The sequence below is a fragment of the Mycolicibacterium diernhoferi genome (assembly GCF_019456655.1).
Lineage (GTDB): Bacteria > Actinomycetota > Actinomycetes > Mycobacteriales > Mycobacteriaceae > Mycobacterium > Mycobacterium diernhoferi.
This window is the reverse complement of sequence record NZ_CP080332.1, coordinates 2,399,535-2,424,770: the sequence shown is the minus strand read 5'-3', so window position 1 is coordinate 2,424,770 and position 25,236 is coordinate 2,399,535. Positions and strand designations below refer to the sequence as shown.

26 protein-coding genes are annotated in these 25,236 nt (G+C 69.2%); 7 read left to right on the top strand and 19 right to left on the bottom strand.

The annotated features are described in order from the left end of the window. Positions 1-65: 65 nt before the first annotated feature. From K0O62_RS11400 to K0O62_RS11365, 8 genes are all read right to left on the bottom strand, one after another. Positions 66-965 (bottom strand): alpha/beta fold hydrolase, encoded by a 900-nt coding sequence (locus K0O62_RS11400; protein WP_073856092.1) that lies wholly within the window; start codon positions 963-965, stop codon positions 66-68. 1 nt (position 966) lies between these two features. Continuing rightward, on the bottom strand, positions 967-1,854 hold the full coding sequence (locus K0O62_RS11395) for a tyrosine recombinase XerC (protein WP_073856091.1): 888 nt from the start codon (positions 1,852-1,854) through the stop codon (positions 967-969). Positions 1,855-1,885: 31 nt separating this feature from the next. Then, a complete protein-coding gene (locus tag K0O62_RS11390) occupies positions 1,886-3,046 on the bottom strand; it encodes a lactate 2-monooxygenase (protein WP_073856090.1) in 1,161 nt (386 codons plus the stop codon). Between the two features lie 4 nt (positions 3,047-3,050). Beyond that, the gene (locus K0O62_RS11385) at positions 3,051-3,902 is read right to left on the bottom strand and encodes a siderophore-interacting protein (protein ID WP_073856089.1); all 852 of its coding nucleotides are present in this window, start codon (positions 3,900-3,902) and stop codon (positions 3,051-3,053) included. An 86-nt stretch (positions 3,903-3,988) separates the two neighbouring features. After that, entirely contained in the window at positions 3,989-5,119 is a 1,131-nt protein-coding gene (dprA, locus tag K0O62_RS11380; protein WP_073856088.1) for a DNA-processing protein DprA, read from the bottom strand. Then, positions 5,116-6,627, bottom strand: a complete 1,512-nt coding sequence (locus tag K0O62_RS11375; protein WP_073856087.1) for a YifB family Mg chelatase-like AAA ATPase — start codon at positions 6,625-6,627, stop codon at positions 5,116-5,118. Before K0O62_RS11375 ends, dprA begins: the two co-directional genes overlap by 4 nt. Beyond that, a complete protein-coding gene (locus tag K0O62_RS11370; RefSeq protein WP_073856086.1) occupies positions 6,627-7,007 on the bottom strand; it encodes a YraN family protein in 381 nt (126 codons plus the stop codon). The genes K0O62_RS11375 and K0O62_RS11370 overlap by 1 nt, the downstream gene beginning before the upstream one ends. A 93-nt stretch (positions 7,008-7,100) precedes the next feature. Next, positions 7,101-7,595, bottom strand: a complete 495-nt coding sequence (locus K0O62_RS11365; RefSeq protein ID WP_073856085.1) for a GAF domain-containing protein — start codon at positions 7,593-7,595, stop codon at positions 7,101-7,103. A 116-nt stretch (positions 7,596-7,711) separates the two neighbouring features. Here K0O62_RS11365 and K0O62_RS11360 point away from each other — a divergent pair, with 116 nt between their 5' ends. Then, positions 7,712-8,530, top strand: a complete 819-nt coding sequence (locus K0O62_RS11360; protein WP_073856084.1) for a DUF1206 domain-containing protein — start codon at positions 7,712-7,714, stop codon at positions 8,528-8,530. Positions 8,531-8,533: 3 nt separating this feature from the next. On the opposite strand, the gene K0O62_RS11355 is transcribed toward K0O62_RS11360, so the two are convergent. The 5 genes from K0O62_RS11355 to K0O62_RS11335 are packed head-to-tail and all read right to left on the bottom strand — an operon-like array spanning position 8,534 to position 12,624. Further along, the gene (locus K0O62_RS11355) at positions 8,534-9,316 is read right to left on the bottom strand and encodes an SDR family NAD(P)-dependent oxidoreductase (protein ID WP_079244583.1); all 783 of its coding nucleotides are present in this window, start codon (positions 9,314-9,316) and stop codon (positions 8,534-8,536) included. After that, a complete protein-coding gene (locus tag K0O62_RS11350) occupies positions 9,313-9,498 on the bottom strand; it encodes an SDR family oxidoreductase (protein ID WP_308214416.1) in 186 nt (61 codons plus the stop codon). Before K0O62_RS11350 ends, K0O62_RS11355 begins: the two co-directional genes overlap by 4 nt. Positions 9,499-9,506: 8 nt before the next feature. Then, on the bottom strand, positions 9,507-10,796 hold the full coding sequence (locus K0O62_RS11345; protein WP_073856083.1) for a cytochrome P450: 1,290 nt from the start codon (positions 10,794-10,796) through the stop codon (positions 9,507-9,509). Continuing rightward, complete coding sequence (locus tag K0O62_RS11340) at positions 10,793-11,257, bottom strand: hypothetical protein (protein WP_073856082.1); 465 nt, start codon at positions 11,255-11,257, stop codon at positions 10,793-10,795. Before K0O62_RS11340 ends, K0O62_RS11345 begins: the two co-directional genes overlap by 4 nt. Further along, positions 11,254-12,624 (bottom strand): aromatic ring-hydroxylating oxygenase subunit alpha, encoded by a 1,371-nt coding sequence (locus K0O62_RS11335; protein WP_372512830.1) that lies wholly within the window; start codon positions 12,622-12,624, stop codon positions 11,254-11,256. The genes K0O62_RS11340 and K0O62_RS11335 overlap by 4 nt, the downstream gene beginning before the upstream one ends. A 203-nt stretch (positions 12,625-12,827) precedes the next feature. Here K0O62_RS11335 and K0O62_RS11330 point away from each other — a divergent pair, with 203 nt between their 5' ends. The 6 genes from K0O62_RS11330 to K0O62_RS11305 all read left to right on the top strand — a co-directional run bounded on the left by K0O62_RS11330 (position 12,828) and on the right by K0O62_RS11305 (position 18,334). After that, positions 12,828-13,304 carry a hypothetical protein gene (locus tag K0O62_RS11330; protein ID WP_131817392.1) on the top strand — a complete coding sequence of 159 codons (477 nt, stop codon included), beginning with the start codon at positions 12,828-12,830 and terminating at the stop codon, positions 13,302-13,304. Between the two features lie 8 nt (positions 13,305-13,312). Continuing rightward, positions 13,313-13,912 (top strand): TetR/AcrR family transcriptional regulator, encoded by a 600-nt coding sequence (locus tag K0O62_RS11325; RefSeq protein ID WP_073856215.1) that lies wholly within the window; start codon positions 13,313-13,315, stop codon positions 13,910-13,912. Positions 13,913-14,060: 148 nt separating this feature from the next. Beyond that, on the top strand, positions 14,061-14,651 hold the full coding sequence (locus K0O62_RS11320; protein WP_073856079.1) for a hypothetical protein: 591 nt from the start codon (positions 14,061-14,063) through the stop codon (positions 14,649-14,651). A gap of 51 nt (positions 14,652-14,702) precedes the next feature. After that, positions 14,703-15,716 (top strand): iron ABC transporter substrate-binding protein, encoded by a 1,014-nt coding sequence (locus K0O62_RS11315; protein WP_073856078.1) that lies wholly within the window; start codon positions 14,703-14,705, stop codon positions 15,714-15,716. Beyond that, positions 15,717-17,282 (top strand): ABC transporter permease, encoded by a 1,566-nt coding sequence (locus tag K0O62_RS11310; protein WP_073856077.1) that lies wholly within the window; start codon positions 15,717-15,719, stop codon positions 17,280-17,282. Beyond that, entirely contained in the window at positions 17,279-18,334 is a 1,056-nt protein-coding gene (locus K0O62_RS11305) for an ABC transporter ATP-binding protein (RefSeq protein ID WP_073856076.1), read from the top strand. The genes K0O62_RS11310 and K0O62_RS11305 overlap by 4 nt, the downstream gene beginning before the upstream one ends. Before the next feature lie 35 nt (positions 18,335-18,369). Here the strand turns inward: K0O62_RS11305 and K0O62_RS11300 are convergent, their stop codons facing one another. The 6 genes from K0O62_RS11300 to K0O62_RS11275 are packed head-to-tail and all read right to left on the bottom strand — an operon-like array spanning position 18,370 to position 25,194. After that, entirely contained in the window at positions 18,370-19,560 is a 1,191-nt protein-coding gene (locus tag K0O62_RS11300; RefSeq protein ID WP_079244729.1) for a M23 family metallopeptidase, read from the bottom strand. Between the two features lie 22 nt (positions 19,561-19,582). Beyond that, the gene (locus K0O62_RS11295) at positions 19,583-20,608 is read right to left on the bottom strand and encodes a spirocyclase AveC family protein (RefSeq protein WP_165636973.1); all 1,026 of its coding nucleotides are present in this window, start codon (positions 20,606-20,608) and stop codon (positions 19,583-19,585) included. Beyond that, positions 20,605-21,609, bottom strand: coding sequence for an LLM class flavin-dependent oxidoreductase (locus tag K0O62_RS11290; RefSeq protein ID WP_073856074.1), 1,005 nt, complete (start codon positions 21,607-21,609; stop codon positions 20,605-20,607). The genes K0O62_RS11295 and K0O62_RS11290 overlap by 4 nt, the downstream gene beginning before the upstream one ends. 7 nt (positions 21,610-21,616) lie before the next feature. Further along, positions 21,617-22,471: a mycofactocin-coupled SDR family oxidoreductase gene (locus K0O62_RS11285; RefSeq protein ID WP_073856073.1), complete on the bottom strand. Its 855-nt coding sequence runs from the start codon at positions 22,469-22,471 to the stop codon at positions 21,617-21,619. A 12-nt stretch (positions 22,472-22,483) separates the two neighbouring features. Next, positions 22,484-24,046, bottom strand: a complete 1,563-nt coding sequence (locus K0O62_RS11280; protein ID WP_079244650.1) for a class I adenylate-forming enzyme family protein — start codon at positions 24,044-24,046, stop codon at positions 22,484-22,486. Further along, positions 24,040-25,194, bottom strand: coding sequence for a thiolase family protein (locus tag K0O62_RS11275; RefSeq protein ID WP_073856072.1), 1,155 nt, complete (start codon positions 25,192-25,194; stop codon positions 24,040-24,042). The genes K0O62_RS11280 and K0O62_RS11275 overlap by 7 nt, the downstream gene beginning before the upstream one ends. Positions 25,195-25,236: the final 42 nt, after the last annotated feature.

Below are 25,236 nucleotides of genomic sequence, written 5' to 3'. Positions count from 1 at the left end.
TCAAAGTTTCGGGTGCCCGAAACTATAGAGCCGCGCCGCGGGTGACATCAAGGTGGCGGGTCAGGTCAGGCCGTCGGGTGAGCGGGCCCGCCCAGGAAGGCGACCATCGCGTCGAGCACCACGTCGGGGGCGTCGCGCTGCACCCAGTGCCCGGCGCCGGGGACGGCCGTGAGCCGGGCACCCGGCATCGCCCGCGCCGCGGCCCTGGCACGGGCGATCGGCACACCGGTGTCCCGGTCTCCGTGCACGAACAGCACCGGCACCGTGATCGACGGCAGTTGCGGTGTGTAGTCGGTGCGCAACCGGTTCCACCGGACCTGATCGCGCTGCCACTGTGAGAACGCGGTGAACCCGCCCGGACGGGCGGCGGCGGCCAGGACCTCGTCGATCAGGTCGTCGGACAGCTGGGCCGGGTTCCTGATCAACTGGCGCAGGCTCGCGACCATCGCAGCCCGGTTCGTGCCGACCGACCGGGTCATCGCGCCCAGCAGGCCGGTGCGCAGCATCGCCCAGGTCAGGGTCTGCCGGGGCAGCGACAGCGGGCCGTCGGACAGCCGGGGCATGATGCCGTAGCAGCCCAGCAGCATCGCGCCGGTCACCCGGTCCGGACGGTCCAGCAGGTGCCCGATGGTCATGCCGCCACCGAGCGACAACCCGCCGATCGCATAGCGGCCGAGGCCGAGCGCATCGGTGAGTTCCCCGACGTAGCCGACCAGTCGCTCCTGGGTCACCGGCTGGGGCGCGGGTGGGCTGTGCCCGTAGCCGGGGTGATCCGGCGCGAGGACGCGGTACCCCGCATCGGCGAGCCGCGGGCCGATCGACCCCCACGACAACGAGGCGCTGTCCACCCCGCCGCCGTGCAGCAACAGCACCGTCGACGCGGGGACCGGCCGGGCGGGGGCCCAGGTCAGATAGGAGACGGGCCCCGTCTGGAGATCGATGGTGGCGCGGCCGGCGTCGACCATGTCAGGCGCGCGGGTGCGCCTGGTCGTGCACGGCGCGCAACCGGGCCACCGTGACATGGGTGTAGAGCTGGGTGGTCGCCAGCGTCGAATGCCCGAGCAGCTCCTGGACCACGCGCAGGTCCGCGCCACCCTCCAGCAGGTGGGTGGCCGCACTGTGCCGCAGGCCGTGCGGGCCGATGTCGGGGGCGCCGTCGACGGCGGACATGGTCTGGTGCACCACGGTGCGTGCTTGGCGCTGATCGAGCCGGGCGCCGCGGGCGCCCAGCAGCAGCGCCGGTCCCGACGCCGGGATGGCCAGCGCGGGCCGGCCGATGTCCAGCCAGGCCGTCAACGCGTCCTCGGCGGGCTCGCCGTACGGGACGGTGCGCTGCTTGTTGCCCTTACCCAGCACCTGTAACACCCGCCGGGAGCGGTCCACGTCGTCGATGTCCAGACCACAGAGCTCGCTGACCCGGATCCCGGTGGCGTACAACAGTTCCACGATCAGCCGGTCCCGCAGCGCGATCGGGTCCCCTTGCTGCGCACCGGAATTGAGGGCGTCCATCGCGTCGAGGGCCTGGTCCTGGCGCAGCACCGAGGGCAGCGTGCGATGCGCCTTGGGGGTCTGCAGCCGGGCCGCCGGATCGGAGGTGAGCAGCCCGCGGTGCAGCGCCCAGGCGGTGAACGTCTTGATCGCCGAGGTGCGCCGGGCCAGCGTGGTGCGCGCCGCGCCCGCCCCGGCCTGGGCGGCCAGCCAGGACCGCAGCCGCGGCAGTGTCAGCGTCTCCAGCCCGCCGCCGGTGAACTCGAACAACGAGCGCAGGTCACCGAGGTAGGCCCGCCGGGTGTGCGCCGAGCGGTCACGCTGCAACGCCAGGTACTCGTCGAACTCCTCGAGAAGGGCTTGCACTCCCCTACCGTCGCAGAACTCAGCGGACTGTCTAGTGGACGCGCCGCAGCGTGTCCGGGGTGAGATCCGACAGGGCCGGGTAGCCGTCGATGGCCATGATCAGATCGGTCTCGGCCAGCAGCGAGCGCAGCACGTGCACCACGCCGTCGGTGCCGCCCAGGGCCAGCCCGTAGACGTAGGGTCGCCCGACGCCGACCGCGGTGGCGCCCAGTGCCAGCGCCTTGACGATGTCGGCGCCGCTGCGCACCCCGGAGTCGAAGAGCACCGGCATGCCGTCGGCGGCGGCCACCACGTCGGGCAGGCAGTCGATGGCCGGGATGCCCCCGTTGGCCTGGCGGCCGCCGTGGTTGGAGCAGTAGATGCCGTCGACGCCGGCGTCGCGGGCCCGGCGCACATCGTCGGGATGACAGATGCCCTTGGCCAGCAGCGGCAGCTTCGTCAAGGTGCGCAGCCAGGCCAGGTCGTCCCAGGTGACCGGCTGGCCGAAGGTGGACACCCACTGCAGCACCGCGCCCTGCGGGTTCTGTTCGGGCGGCTGGGCCAGCGCGGCCCGGAACACCGGGTCGCTGGTGTAGTTGGACAGGCAGTGCCCGCGCAGCTGCGGGAAGTTCGAGGTGCTCAGGTCGCGGGGACGCCAGCCGGGCACCCAGGTGTCCAGGGTGACCACGATCGCCTGGTAGCCGGCGGCCTCCGCGCGCGCGACGAAGCTGGCCGCCAGGTCGCGATCCTTGGGCGTGTAGAGCTGGAAAAGCCCTGGGGTATCACCGAATTCGGCCGCCACGTCTTCGAGCGGGTCGGCGGTCAGGGTGGACACGGTCATCGGCACCCCGGTGCGGGCGGCGGCGCGGGCGACGGCCAGGTCGCCGTGCCCGTCGCGGCTGCAGATCCCGGTGACGCCGATCGGCGCCATGAATACCGGGGAGGGCAGCGTCATCCCGAACAGATCGACGGTCAGGTCGCGTTCGGTGGCGCCGACCCCCATCCGCGGCATCAGCCCCCAGTTCTCGAAGGCGCTGACATTGACCTGCTGGGTCCGTTCGTCACCGGCCCCGCCGGCGACATAGGACCACACCGACGGCGACATCGCCGCCTGGGCCCGGGCCTCCAGTTCGGCGAAGGCCATCGGCAGCGATGGCACCACCCCGGCCAGGCCCTGCAGATAGATCTCGAGCTGATAGTCGCCGAATGCCATGGGGTCAGTCTTGCTGGCCGGCCTCCGCCTTGGCCAGTTCCGCCTTCCATTGCCGGAACGTCTCCTCGGTGCGGCCGCGTCGCCAATAGCCGGAGATGGACGCCCACTTGGCGTCCACCCCACGTTCCTTGCGCAGATAGGGCCGCAGATTGTGCATCACGGCCTGGGCTTCGCCGTGCACGAACACCTGCACCTGCCCGGGCAGCCACTGTGTCTCCTTGACCGCGGCGATCAACGGTGCGTTGTCCCCGGCGACGCTGTCGCTGACCAGATCCGCGCGCCCACCGCGGTAGATCCAGTGCACATCGACGCCGTCGGGCGCCTTGAGCGGGATCACGTCGTCCGGGCCGCTCACCTCGATGAAGGCCTTGCCGATCGCGTTGGGCGGCAACGCCTCCAGGCTCGCGCTGATGGCGGGCAGGCCGGCCTCGTCACCGGCGAACAGGTACCAGTCCGCGTCCGGGTTGGGGGCGTAGGCGCCGTTCGGGCCCATCAGATAGACGGGGTCGCCGGGCTTGGCCGCCGCGGCCCACGGCCCGGCTACGCCCAGCTCGCCGTGCACGACGAAGTCGATGGCGATCTGGCGCAGTGAGTCGTCGACCGAACGCACGGTGTAGGTGCGCACGGTGGGCCGCTTGTGCTCCGGAAGGTCGTTGAAGCTGTCCAGGGTGAGCGGGTGCGGCAGCGCGACCACGTCGACATCCGGTTCGACGATGACGATCTTGACGTAGGAGTCGGTGAACTTACCCGGAGTGAAGGTGTCGAACCCGACCCCGCCGAGAACCAGCCGGATCATGTGCGGTGCCAGCTGCTCGGTGCTGATCACCTCGAATGTGTGAATCGGACGTCCCGCCACAATCTTCCTTCGCAATCGTTTCAGCATCTCCCGGACCACTCTACGAGCCGGTGTACCCGGGTGGTCGGCTACGCGGCGGGCACCGTTCATCCCCGCGCGATGCGCCACCGACCCTCTCGTCGCTGTACCCGCCCGGCGATCTCCAGTAACGCCAACGGGCCGAGCACCTGTTCAGCCGGTATGCCGGCGGCCACGGCGATCTCCTCGACGCTGCGGGTGCCGCGCCCGGGCAGCGCCTCGTACACCAGCGCTTCCTCTCGGGACAGCCCGTCCAGCGGGGTCTGCGGATGCTCGGGGTCCTCGGCCAGCTCACCGATGCGCCCGACGATCTCGACCACCTCCTCGGGGCGGCTGATCAGGTGCACGTCGTCGCGGCGCAGCAGAGCGTGACAACCGGCAGAGGCCGCCGAGGTCACCGGGCCGGGCACCGCGCACACCACCCGGCCCATCACCTCGGCCCAGGCCGCGGTGTTCGCGGCGCCGCTGCGCAGTCCCGCCTCCACCACCACCGTCGCCCCGCTCAGTGCGGCCACCAACCGGTTGCGGGTCAGGAAGCGGTGCCGCGCCGGCCGCACCCCGGGCGGATACTCGGTGACCACCACCCCGCTGCCGCCGATCCGGTGTAGCAGCGCGGAATGCCCTGCGGGATAAGGAACATCGATGCCACAGGCCAGCACCGCGACGGTGACCCCGTCCACACCGAGGGCTGCCCGGTGCGCGGCACCATCGATGCCGTAGGCGGCTCCGGACACCACCGCCACATTCCGCTCGGCCAGGCCGGCTGCCAGATCCGCGGCGACGTGTTCGCCGTAGGCGGTGGCCGCGCGGGTCCCGACGATCGCCGCCGCGCGTGCGGCGACCCGGTCCAGCCGGGCCGGACCGATCGCCCAGAGCACCAGCGGTGCCCGCCCGGATTCCTTCTCCTGTACCTTCGCCGAGCCGAACACTGTGAACGCCAGCTGCGGCCACTCCGCATCGTCGGGGGTGATCAGCCGCCCGCCACGGCGGTCCAGCAGGTCGAGATCGTCCGCGGCGGTGTCGACTTCATGACGTGCTTCCACTCGCCCCTTCAGCTCGGGCGGCGCCAGCCCACCCTTGATCCTGCACGCCGCCTCGACCGGGCCGTACTTCGCCACGAAGGCCGCAAGTTCCGGGCTCGGCGATTCCGCCACCCGGGACAGATATGCCCACGCCCGCCGTCGCAGTTCGTCACTCATCGTGCACCGCCCTGCCGGAAGCTCAGCGCGGTGGCAACATGATCCGGGGTCGGCGAGTTCGCCCCGGCCAGATCGGCAATCGACCACGCGATTCGCAGCGTGCGGTCGGCGCCGCGCAGGTTGAGCTTTCCGCGGTCGACCGCGGTGCGCAGCAACGCCATGGTGGCCTCGCCGGGCCGGAACTCGTGACGCAGCGCGGGGCCCGGCACCTCGGCGTTCGTCCGCACCCCCAACCCTCGCCACCTCGTAGCGGCGGCCTCGCGGGCCGCGGCAACTCGGGCTCGCACCGCGGCCGTCGGCTCCCCTACCTCATGGGTGAACGCACCGGCCCGGATGGGATGCATCTCGACCTTGAGATCGACGCGATCCATCAGCGGGCCCGACAGCTTGCCCTGGTAGCGCCGCTTGGCCCCGGCGTTGCACAGACAGTCCTTCGGGTCGGTGGGCGCGCACGGGCACGGGTTCGCCGCCATCACCAACTGGAACCTGGCCGGATACCGGGCCACCCCGTCGCGGCGGGCGAGCCGGATCTCGCCGTCCTCCAACGGGGTTCGCAGCGCCTCCAGCACATGGGTACCGATCTCGGCGCATTCGTCGAGGAACAGCACCCCACGATGGGCCCGGCTGACCGCACCCGGGCGGGCCATCCCGGTACCGCCGCCCACCATCGCGGCCACCGTCGAGGAGTGATGCGGGGCGATGAAGGTCGGCCGGGTGATCAGCGGGGTCTCGGGGGCCAGGGTGCCTGCGATGGAATGGATGGCGGTGACCTCGATGGCCTCTTCCTCGGTCAGCTCCGGGAGCAGGCCGGGTAACCGTTGCGCCAGCATGGTCTTCCCGATGCCCGGCGGCCCGGTCAACAGCAGGTGATGCGCTCCCGCGGCGGCGATCTCGACCGCCACCCGCGCTTCGGTCTGCCCGATCAGGTCGGCCAAGTCCAGGCAGTGCGGGGCAGCGCCGGCACCGGCGTCCTCGATACGCGCGGCCAACCGCGCCTGGCCGGTGAACCAGCGCTGTAACTGGTCCAGGCTCTGCACACCCCACACCTCGATCCCGTCGACGAGGCTGGCCTCGGCCAGATTCCCGCACGGCACCACGACCGTCGGCCAGCCGTCCCGTTTGGCTGCCAGCACCGCGGGCAGCACCCCGTTGACCGGCCGCACCCGGCCGTCGAGGGCCAGTTCCCCGAGCAGCACCGTCTTCTCCAGCCGCGGCCACGCCTTCTTCAGATGCGCCGAGAGCACCGCCGAAGCCAGAGCGACGTCGTACATCGAACCGACCTTGGGCAGCGTCGCCGGAGACAGCGCCAAGGTGAGCCGGGTGTCCGGCCAACTGTTGCCGCAGTTGGTGATCGCCGCGCGCACCCGGTTCCGGGATTCCTGCAGCGCGGTATCGGGGAGACCGACCAGGTGCACCCCGGGCAGCCCCCCGGTGATGTCGGCCTCGATCTCCACCGTGATGCCGTCCAGCCCGCGGATCGCCACCGCGTACGCCCGCCCGAGCGCCATCAGCCGACCGCCTGCACATGGCTCAGCTCCGGGGTCTTCGTGCGACCGAACCGCACCCCGATGACATCGAGACGTACCGCCGACCAGCTGCCCGCGTGCGCGGCCAGCCACAGCCCGGCCAGCCGGCGCAACCGGCGCACCTTGTCCGGAGTCACCGCATACGCGACACCGCCGAACCGGTCGGTGGTGCGCGCCTTCACCTCGACGAACACCACGGTGCGCCCGGCCGGGTCCCAAGCGATCACATCGAGCTCGCCGTAGCGGCACCGCCAATTACGTTCCAGCACCGTCAAACCCAGCGATTCCAGATGCTGCACCGCCAACTGCTCACCGAGCGCACCGATCTCGGCTCGGCTCCAGGTTTCCTTGTGGGCTTCCATGCACCCACCGTGGCGCGGCACCCCGACACGGCCCGGGTCGCCGAGCCCGCGGAGAGTCAGTCATCCACAGTCACGGATTCATCCACAACCATGTCAGCCCAGGGCGTCGGGGTCCTCGGCGACGATCTTCTCCACCTCAGCGCGCACCCGGTCCAGTTCGGCGCGCTCCTGTTCGGAGTACTCCCGCGCGGAGTCATCCAGCACGCAGACGGTCCCCACTGCCCGACCCGACTCGTCGTGCACGGCCACGCCCAGGTAGTTGAACAAGCCGAATTCCGTCTCGTCCTCGTTGCCGGCGAAGGTTCCGTCCACCCGCGAATCCTGCACGTAGAGAGGTGCGTCGGTGTTGACCACCCGTTCGCAGTAGAGCGGGATCCGGTCACTGTCGCCGGCCTTCTCCCCCGCCGCACCGACGGTGTAGTGCCGGGTCGCCTCACCCGCGGTGGCGGCCACCACCATCGCGTCCGGGTCCGAGCGCATCACCAGCACCGACTTGACGCCCAGCCGGGCGGCCAGGTCCTCGAGTTGCGGGGTCAGTGCCGACAGGGCGGGCGTGGAATCGGTGGCGAAGGGCTCAGCTGGGGTCATGGCCGGGATTATCACCACCCGAACCGGGGTGCACAAGCTTTACCCGCAGCCCGATGTTTCACCCGCGTCAAAAACCGGGTACCCGCAGCCATCTGTCCGCGTGTCGAGGAGATGAGATGAGCAAGAGCGCCAGCCCCGTCCACGGTGCCGTCGACCGCGCGACCGACAGTGATGCCTTCCAGTACGCCGCCCGCGCCGGGTTCGCCGCCAGCGGCGTACTCCACCTTCTGTTGGGTTACATCGTCGTGCGGCTCGCCTTCGGCACCGGTGGCAACGCCGACCAGTCCGGGGCCCTGGCCGCCCTGGCCGCGCAGACCGGCGGCCAGATCATGTTGTGGGTCGCCGCGCTGGGGTTGTTCGCCCTCGGGCTGTGGCACGTGGCCGAAGCCATCCTCGGCTCCAAGCCCAGTGAGCGCTCCGGCAACGACGACTCCCCGGCCTGGAAGCGCGCCAAGTCCATCGGTCTGGCGATCGCCAATATCGCGATCGCGTTCTCCGCGTTGCGGTTTGCGACGGGATCCGGCCAGTCCAGCGGCCAGCAGAACGCGGGACTGTCGGCCCAACTGATGCAGTCGGGCTGGGGCAAGGCGCTGCTCATCGTCATCGGGCTCGCCGTCCTCGGCGTCGGCGGCTACCACGTGTACAAGGGCGTCTCGAAGCGGTTCTTCAAGGACCTCCGGGTCTCCGGCGGCACCGCCGTCACCGTGGTCGGTGTCGCCGGTTACACCGCCAAGGGCCTGGTGCTCGCCGGCGCGGGCATCCTCGTCGTGGTGGCCACCCTGCAGGCCGACCCGGCCAAGGCGTCCGGACTGGACGCCGCGGTCAAGACGCTCGGCGAGGCGCCGTTCGGCAAGTTCCTGCTGGTGCTCGCCGGCCTGGGCATCGCCGCGTTCGGCGCCTACAGCTTCGTGCGCAGCCGCTACGGCCGCTTGTGAGCGTCAGCTGATCGAGAAGCCGCCGTCCACCGCCAGGATCTGATTGGTGATCGGACGCGCCGCCGGGGACGCGAAGAACAGCACCGCGGCGCCGATCTCCTCGGGCTGCTGGAGCCCGAAGGGCACCGCCCGGGTCGCCGGGCCTTTGCTGCTCGGCCCGGCCGCATTCCTGGCCCCGGGTGTGATGACCGCCGCCGGCAGCACGGTGTTCACCGTGATCCCGTGTTCGGCCAGTTCGAAGGCGGAGGCCGAGCTCAGCGCGGCGAGAGCACCTTTCGACGACGCGTACGACGCCAGCCCGGTGATCAATCCGCCACGCAGTGCATTGGACGCGACGTTCACGATCCGGCCGCCCTGCTGATTGGCCACCATCGCCCTGGCGACCTCGCGAGTCATCAGGAAAGCCCCGCGTGCATTGACCTCATGGATGCGGTCCCACTCCGAGGCCGTGGCCTCCAGCAACGGCTCGCGGTCCTGGACGGCCGCGTTGTTCACCAGAAGCCAGGGTGTGCCGACGGTTTCCACGATCTGACCGACCGCCTGCACGATCGATGCCTCCTCGGCGAGATCGACGGGCACGCAGATGACATGGCGCCCATCCGTAGCCAGCGCATCGGCCCGGCGTTGCGCCTCAGCATGATTGCGGTCTGCAAAGACCACGGTGGCACCGGCCAGCGCGAGCACCTGCGCGATGCCCAGGCCGATTCCTCCGGCCGCCCCCGTCACCACCGCCACTTTCCCGTCCAGGCCGAACAGGCCGTCGATGCCGTGTGCCCCGGTCGTCACGTCCGCCGCCCACCGTTGACCGGGATGACCTGGCCGGTGATGTAGGAGGATTCGTCCTGGCACAGGAAGATCGCCGCGTTGGCGATGTCTTCGGGCCGGCCGGCCCGGCGCACCGGGGTGATCTTGGCGAAGTGCTCCAACGACGCGGTGAACCGGCCTTCCTCGATCGCCTTTTCCAGCATCGGCGTCCTCAGCAGAACTCGATGTGCAGGCGGGTGAGCCCACGCAGGATGAAGGTCGGCAGATACGAGTACCGCCGGTCCCCGGGCGGCCCGTGCTTCTCCGCGTCGATGCGGATGTCGGTGGTGCGGTCGAACAGTCGCTCCAGGCTGATCCGCGCCTCGGCGCGGGCCAACGGGGCGCCCGGGCAGGCGTGCGGCCCGCGCCCGAACGCCACATGATTGCGGGCATTGCTGCGGGAGATGTCGAAGGTGTCCGGGTCCGGGAACCGGCGCGGGTCCCGGTTGATCCCGGCGTTGAGCAACATCACGGTGGTGCCCGCGGGCAAGTCCACACCGCCGACGGTGACCGGGCACTTGGCCAGCCGGAAATCCCCGCGGACCGGACTTTCGAAGCGCAGCGCCTCCTCGATGAAGTTGGGGATCAGGCCGCGGTCGGCACGCAACTTCGCTTGCAGCTCAGCATCTTCGGCGATCAGCATGACCGCGGCACTGAGCAGCCGGACCGTGGTCTCCTGACCGGCGGCGAACAGATTGGCCGCCACCCGCACGGCGTCGATGACCTCCGGAACGCTGCCATCCGGGAAGGTGGCGGCCGCGATCCCGTTGAGGACATCGGCCCGGGGCTGCGCCCGCCGGTCCTCGATGTAGCGGCTGAACTTGCCGTAGAGGTACTCCAGCGGCGAATGGTGCATCTGCTCACCATCGCTGCTGCCGATGGTCCCGGCCTCGGACAGCAGGGCGTCCCGGAACTCGTCGTGGTCGGACTCCGGAACACCGAGCAGATCGGCGATGACGAGCATCGCGAACGGCGAGGCGAAGTCGGCGATGAACTCGCACCGGTCACCGGCCAGCGCCTCGTCGAACTGCCGGTCGGCCAGCCGCCACATGAAGTCCTCGTTCTCCTGCAGGCGCTTGGGCGTGATCATCCGCGACAGCAGCGCACGATGCGCCGTGTGTATCGGAGGGTCGAACGTCGGCAGCTGGTCACTGAACGGCACATCGTCGCGGTGCTCGGCGATCAGCTCGGTGATGTCCTCGGATCCCCTGCCCTGCAAGGAGACCGGGAATCCGGGGAACGGACCGGTGACCGAGATGCACGACGAGAACCGCTTGGTGTCGTTGTAGATCGACACGCCCTCGTCGTACCCGGTCACCATAACGACGTCGTGGTGCTTCTCCCGGCGCAGCGGGCTCTCGTCCCGCAGCGCCGTCAGATAGGGGTACGGATCGCGCAGCACCGCCTTATCGCTGAAGAAGTCGACATCGTCGATGTCCCCGCTGAAACGCGCGTGCGTCACTCGGCTGCTCCGCCCTCGGTGTAGTCGGGGATCGAGGTCGCTGCCGGGTATTCCATCTGCAGGTACACCGAGATACGGCGAATCTTGTTCTCGGCGTTGAACTCATAAACCGACACGGTGTTCACCACACTGCTGAAATCGCCGATCCGGCTGCGTTCCTCCAACTCCAGGAACGCCACGTCACCGGCCTCGGTCAATCGTTGGAACGTGCAGTCCCACTCCGAGGACATCGCCCAGTTGGTCAGGAACTCGGCATACTGCTCCCAGTTCATCACCTCCTTGAACGGTCCGATGCGCACGAACCCGTCGCCGGCGACCAACTCGGCCAGTGGTGCCCAGCTGTCCGCGGTGAATCCGGGTGCCTTGGCGGCATCCACCAGGTTCTTGGTGATCCGGCTGTACTCCAGCACGGCTCGCCGCCTACCGGTGGCGGTTGTCAGGACGTCGTCGAGCGTGGTCATAGGTTCACCTGGGCCTTGTTCATGTAGCGGTCGATCACAGAGTGGAAGTGCGCGATGACGACCTCCTCCTTGACCAGCGACATATGGTCGAGGCGGTCGTTGCGCAGCCCCTTCTGCTGACGCGGCATCTGGACGTAATCCTGGTGCAGCGCTTCGAAATACTTGTAACTACCGGGCTCTTCCACGACGATCGGTTCGGCGCGCACGGCGTCGCGGAACTCCTCGGGCAGGTACATGTAGCTGGCCACGTGCCAGATGCAGTGGTGGGGATCGCCGTCGGGGTGTGGTGCGGACATCACGACGTGGCACTCGCCGGCGCGCACCGTCATGAAGTAGTTGGGAAACAGCACCCAGCCCTGGTTGTCGCTCATCTGGTTGTCGGTCAATCCGCTCACGTCCAGGCCCATCCCGGTCAAGACATCGCGGGTGGCCTCCTGCAGCAACGCCCGCGCGGTGACACCGTCCGGGAAGTCGACGTCCCCGTTCTCGGCCTGATAGGGGGCGATCAACTCCTGGAAACGCGGGATCACCGCCACGGTGCCGGGGAAGGTCTCCGGCAGCGCCAGGATTCCTTCGACCTGCTTCTGCGGACCGGCACCCTGAACCTCGAAGGGGGCCACGGCGACACTGTGGTTCTCGAAGAACTGGTAGCGCGCCGTCTTCGGATTGATGTTCAGCACCGCCAGCAGTTGAGGGTGGATACCGTTGATGTGGTAGCCCTCCTCGAAGGCGTCCATGACCACCTTCCAGTTGCAGTCGATGGCCTCCTTGACGTCCATCACCGTGGTGAACTGGTCGATGTTGTACGGCTCGAGCAGGCGGTAGACCTCCTCGCCCAGGTACTCACGCAGCGGCACGGCCTGCGGGTCGGGGTTGAGGAAGATGAACCCGGCGAAGGTGTCGACGGGCACTTCGAGCAGTGAGTTGTCGGCCTTGTCGATCTGCCCGGCCAGTTCCTCGCGGAGCACGCCGCGCAGCTTGCCCTCCAGGTTGTAGGACCACAGGTGGTACTGGCACAGGAAGCCACGTTTGGCGTTGCCGGTTTCGGTGATACACAGCGCATTTCCGCGATGCCGGCACGCGTTGACGAAGCCTCGCAGCACACCGTCCTTGCCGCGGACGATGATGAACGACTGGTCCCCGATGTCGTGTTTCTTCCAGTCGCCGGTATTCGGCAGATCCTCGGCGCGGCCGACGACCTGCCACACCCGCATCCAGATGGCCTCCCGCTCGCGCTGCGCGTACTCCCTGCAGGTGTAGCGGTCGGTCTGGATCGTCATGTTGAACGTTCCCGGCGCGACATCCTCGAGGCCCAGCCCCGTCCCGGAATCCAGTTCGGCCCACTCTCCGGGCCGCGGCGTTGATATCACCTTCGGTTCTCCTCGTCGACGATCGCGGGGCCGGGTTCTCGAACCGGGTGGGTTCGCGGGCTGCCCGTGCCACCAATGTGTAACCGGGCCGACATATCGACCCCGGGCGTGACGGAACTCACGATACACTGGCGTATCGCCGATACAAGGGTGAATCGGAATTGCGACAATGCCAGGTGAACGAGGCAAGGGAGCCGGTCATGAGTTATCTGTTGGACGTTGTGACCGACGACGTCGCGGACGCGATCGCCCACGTCGGCGGCCTGATGTTCGACCTCGGACGTGCGGGGTGGCGCGTCCGGGTGCTGACCGACGACGCGGAGCATGATCGGGCGCTACGAATTCTGGGGACCTGTCCCCTCGCTCCCGAATCCAGTGACCCGGCCCCGCCGGCCCCGGATCGGGTGCTGCGGACCTCGGCCCTGCCGATCCGGGGAGCCACACCGGCTGCACCGCACGAGCTGTATCTGCATTGGGCCACAACGGAAGCGACCGCCGCGGGGCACCCTGTGGAGTTCCGGCTGTCCGCCGCGGCGCAGACGTTCAAGGCACAGGCACTGCTCTGTGTCGGGCGGACCCCGGACGTCGACGGGTGCGAGACCTTCTGGACGGACGCCATCCCGGACGGCGGCTACCCCTTCGCGGGGTGCCACCTGTCGACCACCGTGGTGAGATGATGGCCGTCGTGGCTGAACGTTGGACCAAGGAGCGCCGAGCCGAGCACATCCGCGAGGTGTTGCTCGACGCCGCCGAGGAGGTCTTCGCCCGGAAGGGATTGAGCGGCGCCGCCCTGGAGGAGATCGCCGAGGCCGCCGGTTTCACCCGCGGCGCCATCTACTCACAGTTCGGTGCGAAAGAGACGCTGTTCCTCGCCGTGGTGGACCGGCAACGCGACAGGTTCCTGGACGGTTTCGCCGAGGTGATGAAGTCCTTCCACCGCCTCGACGACGTCAACCTCGATGAACTCGCCGATCGATGGGACCAGCTCAGCAGTGGCACCGACCGGGCCGCGCTGGGCTGCGAGCTCACCCTGTTCCTGTTGCGCAATCCCGAAGCGCGCGAACGCGTGGCCACCCAACGAGCCGAAACGGTCCGTGCGCTCGGCGAATTCATCAGCAAGAACGTCGCGCGCATCGGCGGGACGCTCACCATCGAGGCCGAGACCCTGGCCCGGGTGATCCTGGCCGCCAACAACGGCATCACCCTGGACAGTCACATCGACGGCCAGAATCTCTACCGCCCCTACATGCAGCTGGTCATCTCCAGCATCACGCCGCCGCAGTGAGCGGCGGTGATCAGCTCAGCGTGTCGATGAGCGCGGCCGGCAATCGGTTCATCCCCCGATCCTGAGGGAAACCCCGCCACCCCCGCATGATCTCGTCGTTCGGTGAATGACACCGGAACTTGTCGGTGCCCGTCCTTACCCTCATGCCATGTCGATTCCCACGCTCGCCGGCCGCATCGATTTCCCGGCTCCCACCGGGACTTTTGACGACGAGGAGGCCATCGCGCTGGTCTCCGAATTCTGTGCCGCCCACGACGTCGGCCGGCACACCTCGTATTCGGTGGTGCCGCAACTGGACAGGGCGCTGCGCATCACTGCCACGATCGGCCCGGACCGCCGCTGGCGGCGGATGGCCCGCTGGTCGGGCAACAACGAGGTCGACGGTCTACCGGAGACGATCCTGCTCGCCGACGAACGCGACAAGCTGTACAACCGCTTCGTCGCCGGCCTGCCCGACGCGGACTGGTTGCCGCCGAACACGGTGGTTTCGGTGAGCCGCTGGGCGCGGTTCTCCCCCGCAATGGCAGCGGCACAGCAGCTCGGCCTGGGCTGGATCCTGCCGGTGCAGCGGCAGGTGCTGCTGGTACCGATGCCGGTCACCCGCTACGCCGACAACCGCACCCAGATCCTGCACTGCGACGACGGCCGACCGGCCGTCGAATGGTCCGACGGGACCGGACGCTACTTCCTGCACGGCACCGAGGTCGACGACCAACGTCCCGTCCTGCGCTGCCTGTGAATATCCTGCAAAGGCAACCCTTACCTACCTTGAGGGTGACAGGATTGCCGAATGAGAATCCGGTGGAGCCGTCTCGCCGCGGTGCTGGCCGTCGCCACGGTGACCGCTTCGGCCACGGCATGTTCGTCCGGCGAATCCGACGAACTGCTGATCTACAACGCCCAGCATGAATCCCTGACCAAGGAGTGGATCGACGCCTTCACCCAGGAGACGGGTATCAAGGTCAGCTACCGGCAGGGCGGGGACACCGAACTGGGTAACCAGCTCATCGCGGAGGGCGGTTCATCGCCCGCCGATGTGTTCCTGACCGAGAACTCGCCGGCCATGGCGGCGGTCGAGGACGCCGGGCTGTTCGCCGACGTGGACGCCGCCACCGTCGGGCAGGTGCCCGCCGAGTACCGCCCGTCGACCAACAAGTGGACCGGTGTCGCCGCGCGGACCACGGTGTTCGTCTACAACACCGACAAGCTGCAACTCGGCGAACTGCCGCGGTCGATCATGGATCTGGAGAAGCCCGAATGGAAGGGCCGCTGGGGCGCACCCCCGGCGAAGGCCGATTTCCAGGCCATCGTCGCGGCGATCCTGCAGCTGACCGGTGAACAGGCCACCGAGGCGTGGCTGACCGGCATGAAGACCAACGCCACCCTGCTGCAGGACAACATCGCCACGCTGCGCGCGGTCAACGACGGCGAGATCGACGGCGGGATCATCTACCACTACTACTGGTTCCGCGATCAGGCGAAGACCAAGGAGATCAGCGCCAACACCGCGCTGCACTACTTCCGTAACCAGGATCCGGGTGCCTTCATCAGCATCTCCGGTGGCGGCGTGCTGGAGTCCAGCAAGAAGAAGGATCAGGCACAGCAGTTCCTGAAGTTCATCACCGGCAAGACCGGCCAGGAGGTGCTCGAGAAGGGCAGCTCGTTCGAATACCCGGTCGCCAGTGGGGTGCCCGCCAACCCGGCCCTGCCCCCGCTGGACACCTTGCAGGCACCGAAGGTGGATCCATCCACCCTCGACGCCGGCAAGGTCACCGACCTGATGACCAAGGCCGGCCTGCTCTAGGTGGTCTCCACCCAGACCGACCGACCCACCACCGGACCGCGACCGCCCGCCCGGCCCGGTCCGCTGCTCAGCACGGGCATCGGCCTGTTGCTCGCGCTGACCTTCGTGCCGCTCGGCTACGTGGCGTGGGCCGTCGTCAGTACCGGACCGGCCCGCATCTACGACCTGGTGGTACGTCCGCGGGTCGGCGAACTGCTGCTCAACACCGTCGGTCTGGTGGTGGTGACCGTGCCGTTGTGCGTGGCCCTCGGCGTCGGCGCCGCCTGGCTGGTGGAACGCACCGACGTGCTCGGTGCCACGGTGTGGCGCCCGTTGCTGGTCGCCCCGCTGGCCGTGCCCGCCTTCATCAACAGTTACGCCTGGGTCAGCGTGTGGCCGACCCTGCACGGCTTCTGGGCCGGCGTGCTGGTCACCACACTGTCGTACTTCCCGTTCGTGTTCCTGCCCGCCGCGGCCACCTTGCGCCGGCTCGACCCGGCCATCGAGGAATCGGCGCGCGCGCTCGGCTCGGGCACCGCCGGCGTCTTCTTCCGGGTGGTGTTGCCGCAGCTGCGGCTGGCCGTCCTGGGCGGCGGGCTGCTCATCGGCGTGCATCTGCTCGCCGAGTACGGCGCGTTCGCGATGCTGCGGTTCTCCACCTTCACCACCGCGATCTTCGAACAGTTCCAGGCCACCTTCGACGGGGCTGCGGGCGCCACCCTGGCCGCAGTGCTGGTGCTGCTGTGCCTGGTGCTGTTGCTGGGCGAGGCGCTGCTGCGCGGCAACGCCCGGTTCGCCCGGATCGGGTCCGGTGCGCCGCGGGCGGCCACCCCGATTCGGCTGCGCGCCGCGAACTTTCCGGCCGCGGCCGGTCTCGCCGCGCTCACCGTGCTCGCCCTCGGTGTCCCGGTGTGGACCCTGCTGCGTTGGCTGTGGATCGGCGGCGGGCAGGTCTGGGAGTTCGCCGACCTCGGTGAGGCGATCGGGCAGACCGCGGTACTGGCCGCGGGGGCCGCCGCCCTCACCACCGTGGCCGCGTTCCCGTTCGCCTGGTTGGCGGTCCGCTACAGCGGTGCCTTCGCCCGCACCGTCGAGGGCGTCAACTTCGTCACCAGTTCCATGCCCGGCATCGTGACCGCGCTGGCCCTGGTCACCTTCGCGATCCGGTTCGTCCCCCCGCTGTATCAGACCGCGGCCCTGGTGCTGTGCGCCTACGTGCTGATGTTTCTGCCCCGCGCGCTGGTCAGCCTGCGCGCGGGGCTGGCCCAGGTGCCCCCCGGTCTGGAAGAGGCCTCCCGGTCACTGGGTCTGTCCCCGGCGCGTAGCTTCGTGCGGGTGACTCTGCGGTTGACCGCCCCCGCCGCCGGTGCCGGCGCGGCCCTGGTGTTCGTCGCGGTGGCCACCGAACTGACCGCGACCCTGCTGCTCGCTCCGACCGGCACCCGGACGCTGGCGATGCGGTTCTGGTCGCTGTCGAGCGAACTGGATTACGCCGCCGCGGCGCCGTACGCACTGATGCTGGTCGCGCTGTCGATCCCGGTGACGTTGGCGCTGTTCCGCGAAGTGACCCGAGGGGGCGCGTCGTGACCGACACCCTCACGGTCCGCGGGCTGACCAAGACCTTCACCGACCACCCGGTGCTCGACGGGGTGGACCTGGCCCTGGCACCCGGCAGCATCACCGCCGTGGTCGGCGCCTCCGGATGCGGCAAGACCACCCTGCTGCGGCTGGTCGCCGGTTTCGAGGCCCCGGATTCCGGCACCGTCGACATCGACGGCCGCCGGGTGGCCTCCGCCGACACCTGTGTGGCCCCGCACCGCCGCTCCGTCGGGTATGTCGCCCAGGACGGTGCGCTGTTCCCGCACCTGAGTGTCGGCGCCAACATCGCCTATGGGTTGCCCGGCCGGGCGCGCAGCGCCGCGGTCCGGTCCCGGGTCGCCGAACTGCTCGAAACCGTTTCCCTGGAACCGTCTTTCGCGGACCGCCGCCCGCACGAACTGTCCGGTGGACAGCAGCAGCGGGTCGCGCTGGCCCGGGCGATGGCCCGCCAACCCACACTGATGTTGCTCGATGAGCCCTTCTCCGCGCTCGACACCGGGCTGCGGGCGGCCACCCGCAAGGCGGTGACCAAGGTGCTCACCGACGCCGGGGTGACGACGCTGCTGGTGACCCATGATCAGGGCGAGGCGTTGTCGGTCGCCGATCAGGTCGCCGTCATGCGCGCCGGCCGGTTCACCTGTGTGGGCACCCCGCATCAGGTGTACCGCCGGCCCGCGGACCGGTTCACCGCCGAATTCCTCGGCGACTGCGTGTTCTTGGCGTGCACCGTGCAATCCGGGACCGCCGAGACCGCTCTCGGCCGGATCGGGCTGACCGCCCCCGCCGCGGACGGACCCGGCACGCTGATGCTGCGCCCCGAGCAGCTGGTCGCCACCGAGAGCACCGACGCGGCGAGCGGACCCGAACCGGGCATCGGGACCGTGCTGGGCACCGAGTTCCTCGGCCACGACGTGCTGCTCACCATCGACATCGGTGGCGATACCGCGCCGATCACGGTGCGCCAGCACAGCATCGACCCGCCCGACGTGCACACCAAGGTCGATATCTCGGTGCTCGGCGGCGGCCTGGTGCTGCGGTGACCGCGCTGCCCGGCGCAGCGGAAGTGAACCTTCCGCTATTGCCCGAAATCCGACACCGTGTAGGCGAGCGGATAGCTGTTCGTCTGCTCGCCGCCGGGCCCGCTGATCGTGATCACCGGGACATCGCCGTTCAACTGCGCGGGATCGATGGACCCGACGAGCCGGTAGGAGTCCAGCGAGAACGGCAGGCTGTTGGAGTTCATGATGTCCGGACCGTCGGAGAGCTGGAAGTGCAGGTGCGGCGCAGAAGAGTTGCCGCTGTTGCCCAGTCGGCCGATCACCTGCCCCGCACGAACCTGGTCGCCGGGTTCGACGGTGACACTGCCCGGCTGCAGATGTCCGTAGATCGCCCATACCCCCGGCGAAATCTGCAGCGATACCCGGTTTCCGGCGTAGTCCGCCGGCGTCTCGATACCCACTCGCGGCCCGTCCGGACGCTGGTCGGGCATGTCGTCGACGACGGCGGTGACCTCGCCGTCGGCCACCGCGAGGACTTCGGCGCCGTAGGTGCGGAAGTCCTCGACCCGGGTGCCCGCACCGTCGAGTGCACGACCGCCGGGCATCCGCATCAGATCCACCGCGAACTCTTCGACGTTCTTCACGGTGGTGCCGCCCACCGCGAACCGGGTGTGCCGATGCGGCGCCTCGGGGGCGCAGCAGGCGTTGCCGTTCACCCAGTCCGCGCCGCGCACCGGTGGTTTGATCACCGCCGGCGCGGTGGGGTCGACGTCGAGTTCCGGCCCCAGGATCTCCGAACCGCCCATCGCCGAGCGGGCCGGGGAATCCCCGGTGGTGTACCGGATCCGGTGACCGAGTCGAGCCGGTACCTCCTCGGAGGGCAGCACGACGTCGAGTACCGTGCCCAGCGCCCCGCCCGGCGGCACCACCGCGGTGCTCGGCCCCGGGAACACCGGCATCGTGGCCTCGGCGACCCCATCGCCGCGCAGGGCCAGCAGCGCATTCCCGTCCGGATCGAGTACCTCGATGGAGGTGATCGTCACCGGCGCGTCGAACACGCTCTGGAATATCAGGTCGTAATCGAGGTGCACCTTGCCGTCGCTACCGGACAGCCGCCTCGGGGCGTTCACCGCGGACACCATCAGCGGCGTGGTGGTCAGCGTCGTGGTCGGGTCCGTCACCGGGGCCGACTGCCCACCGGCCGCCGGCCCGCCACATCCGGTGAGGGCCACCGCGCACGCCAAGATCACCGAACGCAGCATCCTCATGCGGTGATCCAACCAGCTTTTCTCAGGGCAGGGGTGGGCACGGCGGATTCGGATCGATGCCGCACATGCCGTGGTGCACGTAGCTGGGCACCGGTTCGGCGGGTTGGACGTCGGCGTGCATGTTGACGAAATTGAAGGCCAGCATGAACACCATCATGATCAGGTTGAACACGGCCGTCAGCGCCAGGATCCGGATCACCGGCACCCATTTGGTGGGGCGCAACTGCTCGATGCCCCGGTCGGTGATCATCAGGCCGTCGTTGTCCCGGAAGCAGTAGATGCCGATGGACAGCACGGTCACCACCCCACCGAAGAAGATGCCCTCATACAGCGGGAATTGGTGCAGGGTGCCGGGAAAGATCGACCAGTCCCCGTTGACCCGCAGGTAGTGCCAGGCGCCGATGCGGTGGAAGAACTGCTCCAGCGTGATGCACAGGAAGGTGAACAGCGCGATCATGAACACGATCACACCCGCCCGGTTGATCCGCGGGAACCGCTTGCGGACCGTCTCGATGAGCTTGTCGATGCCCATGATGGCCAGCGGGGTCAGCACGATGTAGCTGGCCAGGAAGTAGATGATCGGCTGTGGGTTCTCCGCGCCCTTCTCCACCCAGCCGGGTATGAACTCGCCCCAGGTGCCCATGTTGACGAAGCCGCCGTTGTAGCCGAACACCGGCCGCACCGCATTGACGCCGACGTCCTGCCAGGCCGCCAGCAGCCAGGCCAGGACGAACACCCCGAGCGTGGGGAACTGCCGTTCCCGGCGCATCTTGGCGATGATGAACCAGAACAGTCCCACCCCGAGCACGAGGCAGCCGATCTCCCAGAACCGAATCCAGGCCATCGTGGCGCCCGGGATCTCGTCGGGCCCGTTGGGCGAGGGCGCGAAGCTGTCGGAGAAGATCCAGCGCAGGTACACGTAGGTCTGGAAGACGACGAACACCGCGCCCAGTCGAGCCAACCAGATGATCGGTGGCGAGTCCTTCGCCCCGGTCCAGAGCCGGTCGAAGTTCGCCGATTCCGGCCTGGTGGTCGGATCTGCGGTCACTGTGACACTCCAATCTGATGGAAACTCTCGACCGTGCTGTTGCCGTAGTGCTTGCGGCGCCGCGGGCTCACCAGAAACCCGGGCGGGGCGAGGAATCCGAGATCGGGCAGGTTCTTGCGACCGGCCAGCATCTCGGTGGCCTGGGCGGTGTCACCGCAGACGGCCATCGACCACAACATGTCCTCGGTGACGTGGCTGCCGATCTTGCGTGGGTCTCCCCCGGCGAATTCGGCTCGGATGGCGGCGACCTCGTCCTGCCATCCGTGCAGGGCCACCAGGGAGTCGTAGGTCTTCACGGTCAGGTAGAACGCGATCTGCCGGCGGGCATCCTCGACGGCGCGCGCCGGGTCTTCGTCGTCGATCGCGGTGATCACCCACCCCCACCTGAGCAATCCGCCGGCGTCGCGGCCGGCCCGATCGGCGCCGGCCCGCAACTGCGGATCGACCACCTCGGACCACCACCGGTCGGTGAACAGGCCGTGCCCGAGCACCCCGTCGGCCACCCGTCCGGCGGTGCGCAACATGTGGACGTTGAATGCGCCCAACAGGATCGGCACCTCGATCGGACCCATCACGGGCGCCCGGATGTGCGTGTCGATCGAGTAGTAGTCCCCGGCGAAGGTGATCTTCTGATCGTTCTCGGCCTGCAGGAAGGCCCGGATGCAGCCGACCAGTTCGGCCATCCGCGGGGCCGGGTGCGAGGAGTCCACCCCGAACCAGTCCCGGTTCATCCGACCGGTACCGGCCCCCAGCCCGAGGAAGATCCGCCCCGGGGCGATCTTGTTCAGGTGCCGCACCGCGGCCGCGTGGATGAAGGGGGACCGGGCGAAGGCGTAGGCGATGCCGGGCCCGGTGACGGCCCGCTCGGTGCCCTGCGCCATCTCGGTCGCCGTGACATAGGCACTGGCGTCGGCGAACTCACCGGCGCAGAACGCCTGCGCGCCGGCCTGCTCGCAGCGCTGCGCGAGTTCGGCTCCCGGCCAGGGCATTCCCCACTTCACGGGCGGCTCAAAACTTCAGGCTCGCGCCGGCATCGACCTTGAGTTGCACGCCGGTGACGTAGCGGGACTCGTCGGAGGCCAGGTAGGTGACCGCGTGCGAGATGTCCTCGGGTTCCACGAACGGGATCGGCATGCCCTGCATCATCGGGAAGGTCAGCAGCGCGTCGTCGAGCCCCGGGTGCTCCAGATCGGGCCGGAACATCTTGTACATGGCCTCGTTGTGCAGCATCGGGGTGTTGACGTTGGTGGGATGCACCACGTTCGCCCGAATCGACAGCGGCGCAAGCTGTCCGGCCAGCGACAGGGTGTACTTGTCGATGAACTGCTTGGCCAGGTTGTACCCGGCGCCGCCGGCGCCGGTGGGGCCCATACTGGCTCCGGGCCCGGCCTTCTCGGCCAGCAGACCGGCCACGGATCCCACCGTGATGATCGAGGCGCCGGCCGACAGGTACTGCAGCGCGGTGTGCACGGTGTTGACCACGCCGACGAAGTCGACGTCGAAGGCGTTGGCGAAGGCGCCGATCGGCTGGTTGCCGCCGAGCGGACAGATGCCGGCGTTGGCGACCACCACGTCGAGGCGGCCCAGTTCGGCGACGGCGGCCGCGAGTGCGGTTTCCAGCGCGGCCCGGTCCCGGACGTCCACCGCGGCCGATACCACCCGGTGACCGGACTTCTCGACCTCCCGGCAGGCCTCCTCCAGGTCGAGGCTGGTGGCCAGCGAATAGTCGTTGTGCTCAATGTCGGCGCAGATGTCGAACAGGATGACATCGGCACCCTCTTCGGCCAGCCGGACGGCGTGCCGGCGGCCCTGCCCGCGGGCGCCGCCGGTGACCAGGACGACCTTGTTCTCAACTCTGCCCATGTTCTACGCCTTTCAGTTGGGGATCGGGGTTGCTTTCAGCTGTGCCCGCAGCAGGTGCTTCTGCACCTTGCCGCTGGCGGTGCGGGGTAGTTCGTCGACCACCACGATGTGTTCCGGGGTCTTCTGTCGGGCCAGTCCGCATGCCGCGAAATGCGCTGCCGCGTCGCTGATCCCGAACTGGCTGCCCGGGTTGACCACGACGAACACGCACACCCGTTCGCCGTAGCGTTCATCGGGTGCGCCGATCGCGGCGGCCTCGGCGACGGCCGGGTGGCTGCTCAGGACGTCCTCGACCTCTTTGGAGGAGATGTTCTCCCCGCCGCGCACGATGATGTCCTTCTTGCGATCGGTGATGGTCAGATAGCCCTGCGCGTCGAGCCGGCCGATGTCCCCGGTGCGGAACCAACCGTCGACCATGCCGGCTCGGGTGTGCCCGGCGTCGGTATAGCCGCGGAACAGTTCCGGCCCGCGGGTGAATATCTCGCCCGGGCAACCGGTTTCGACGTCAAGACCGTCCTCGTCGACGATCCGGACCTCGGTGCCCGGGCAGATCCGGCCGTCGGTGTCGGCGCGCTTGTCCAGTGGATCGGTCGGCAGGCCGGAGCTGATGGTGGGGTGTTCGGAGGAGCCGTAGCAGCGGAACGCCCCCACCCCGAATCCGTCGGCGCGTCGGATCAGGCTGCCGGCCACGCCCGCCGCGCCGGTGACGTACTCGGTCATGCTGGACAGATCCAGGCCCTCGCGTTCGGCCACGTCGAGGATGCCGCTCAGGTGGATCGGGGCGCCCCCGGAAGCGGTGACCGAGTACTCGTCGATGAGCCGGGCCGCGGCCACCGGATCCCAGGCGTCCATCGCGATGGTGGCGCTGCCGCCGCAGAACACCCGCAGGATGCCCAGGGTGCCGGCGATGTGGCCGGACGGGAACACCGACAGGGTGGTCATATCGCCGCTGCTGCCCCGCATCTCGTCCATGGCGCGGATCTCGCCGAGCATGCCGGCGTGGCTGTGCTGCACGCCCTTGGGTTCGGCGGTGGTGCCCGAGGTGTACACCAGCAGCGCGCGCCGGCCCGTGTCCGTCGCCGCCGGCGCGACGTCGCCGGCGGGGGTGGCGGCCAGGTCGGTGTAGGGCGTGGTTCCCGGCAGCGGGTCGCCCACCAGGATGCGGTGCTCCAGGCCGGGCAGCTCGGCCACCGCCCTCAGTGTGCCCGCGGCGTCCCGGTTGCGGATCTCGCGGGCCAGGATCAGTGCCCGCGCACCGGATTGGCGGGCGATGAAGGCGACCTCGGCCGGCCCGTAGCTGGGCACGATCGGCAGCACCACCGCCCCGGCGAGCCAGATGCCCGCGTGCGCGGCCAGGCATTCCCGCCAGTTCGGCAGTTGCAGCGCCACCACGTCGCCGGGGCGCACCCCGAGTCCGATCAATCCGGCGGCCAGCCGCCGGCTCTCGGCGTAGAGATCGGCGCGGGTCGTGGTGTCCGGGCGAATCGCGCTGTGCACCTTGACCAGTTTGTCCGGGTACTGCCGCGCGCCCTCGACGATGGCGTCCGGGATGGTGGTGACGGTCTGGGTCAGCATGTCAGCAGCACACATCCGGCGATCGGGCCGCCACCGGCGGACACCACGGCCACCTCGGGGCGCGCGGGGATCGCGGTGGGTCCGGCGAGGCCACGCAGCTGCTGACAGGCCTCGTGCAGCACCCAGTAGCCGTGCATCCGGCCGGCCGAGAGTTGACCGCCGTAGGTGTTCAGCGGCAGCTGTCCGGCCGGGGCGATGCGGGTGCCGCCGTCGACGAAGGCGCCGCCTTCCCCGTCCGCGCAGAACCCGAGCGCCTCCAGCCAGGCCAGGGCGAGGAAGCTGAATCCGTCGTACAGTTCCGCGATGTCGACGTCGGCGGGTTTCAGGGCGGTCTTGGACCACAGGTCCGCGGCGGCGTCGGTGGCCGCCATCTTCGGGTAGTCCGACCGGCCGAACCAGCCGCCGCGGCCGGACGCCCCGCCGGTGGCCTCGATGGTCACCGCGCCGTGCGGGCTGTCGGCGCGGTGCGCCGCGGTGGACACCACGAAGGCGATCGAACCGTCCACCGGCACATCGCAGTCCAGCAGCCCGAACGGCGACGAGATCTGCCGGGCGTCCAGGTAGTCGGCCATGGTGATCGGGTCGCGGTAGACGGCCAGCGGATTGCGGGCCGCGTTGCGGCGGGCATTGATGGCGATCCAGCCCAGTTGTTCACGGGTGGTGCCGTACAGATCCATGTGCCGGCGGCAGTGCATGGCCAGCCAGTTCGCGGCCGAGTAGGCATGCGCGGCAACAAGGTATTCGAACTCACGGTCCATCGCGGTGCGCTCGGCGGGCCGGGCCTTCCTGGGGCCGGCGTCGGCGGTGCCGCCCATCATCTGCACGGTGCGGTAGACCAGCACGTGACGGGCCCGACCCTCGGCCACCGCGTCGCGAGCCTGCACCAGCGGGGTGAGCAGCCCGGCGGACCCCATCGCCGGCCCGAAGTCGCCGGCCCCGGGAATGCCGAGCCGGGCGGCCGCCTCCTCGGCCGGGGTGTCACCGAGGGTGATGACACCGTCGATGTCGGCCGCGGTGAGTCCGGCGTCGGCGATGGCCGCGGTGGCGGCCTGTGCGGTGAGATCGGAGGCCGGGATACCGGTGCGACGCCCGATCTGGGAGATGCCGGTGCCCGAGATCACCGGGGCGGCAGTGCTGGCTGGGACCATTCGCCCTTCCTCACGTGAATAAGCTTAATCAGTGTACTGTTC

Bases quoted from the DNA above. Each gene is read 5' to 3' on its own strand.
- K0O62_RS11400 (WP_073856092.1), bottom strand. From the start codon at position 965: ATGGTCGACGCCGGCCGCGCCACCATCGATCTCCAGACGGGGCCCGTC.
- K0O62_RS11390 (WP_073856090.1), bottom strand. From the start codon at position 3,046: ATGGCATTCGGCGACTATCAGCTCGAGATCTATCTGCAGGGCCTGGCC.
- dprA (WP_073856088.1), bottom strand. From the start codon at position 5,119: ATGAGTGACGAACTGCGACGGCGGGCGTGGGCATATCTGTCCCGGGTG.
- K0O62_RS11375 (WP_073856087.1), bottom strand. From the start codon at position 6,627: ATGGCGCTCGGGCGGGCGTACGCGGTGGCGATCCGCGGGCTGGACGGC.
- K0O62_RS11370 (WP_073856086.1), bottom strand. From the start codon at position 7,007: ATGGAAGCCCACAAGGAAACCTGGAGCCGAGCCGAGATCGGTGCGCTC.
- K0O62_RS11365 (WP_073856085.1), bottom strand. From the start codon at position 7,595: ATGACCCCAGCTGAGCCCTTCGCCACCGATTCCACGCCCGCCCTGTCG.
- K0O62_RS11360 (WP_073856084.1), top strand. From the start codon at position 7,712: ATGAGCAAGAGCGCCAGCCCCGTCCACGGTGCCGTCGACCGCGCGACC.
- K0O62_RS11350 (WP_308214416.1), bottom strand. From the start codon at position 9,498: ATGCTGGAAAAGGCGATCGAGGAAGGCCGGTTCACCGCGTCGTTGGAG.
- K0O62_RS11340 (WP_073856082.1), bottom strand. From the start codon at position 11,257: ATGACCACGCTCGACGACGTCCTGACAACCGCCACCGGTAGGCGGCGA.
- K0O62_RS11330 (WP_131817392.1), top strand. From the start codon at position 12,828: ATGAGTTATCTGTTGGACGTTGTGACCGACGACGTCGCGGACGCGATC.
- K0O62_RS11320 (WP_073856079.1), top strand. From the start codon at position 14,061: ATGTCGATTCCCACGCTCGCCGGCCGCATCGATTTCCCGGCTCCCACC.
- K0O62_RS11315 (WP_073856078.1), top strand. From the start codon at position 14,703: ATGAGAATCCGGTGGAGCCGTCTCGCCGCGGTGCTGGCCGTCGCCACG.
- K0O62_RS11300 (WP_079244729.1), bottom strand. From the start codon at position 19,560: ATGAGGATGCTGCGTTCGGTGATCTTGGCGTGCGCGGTGGCCCTCACC.
- K0O62_RS11285 (WP_073856073.1), bottom strand. From the start codon at position 22,471: ATGGGCAGAGTTGAGAACAAGGTCGTCCTGGTCACCGGCGGCGCCCGC.
- K0O62_RS11280 (WP_079244650.1), bottom strand. From the start codon at position 24,046: ATGCTGACCCAGACCGTCACCACCATCCCGGACGCCATCGTCGAGGGC.
- K0O62_RS11275 (WP_073856072.1), bottom strand. From the start codon at position 25,194: ATGGTCCCAGCCAGCACTGCCGCCCCGGTGATCTCGGGCACCGGCATC.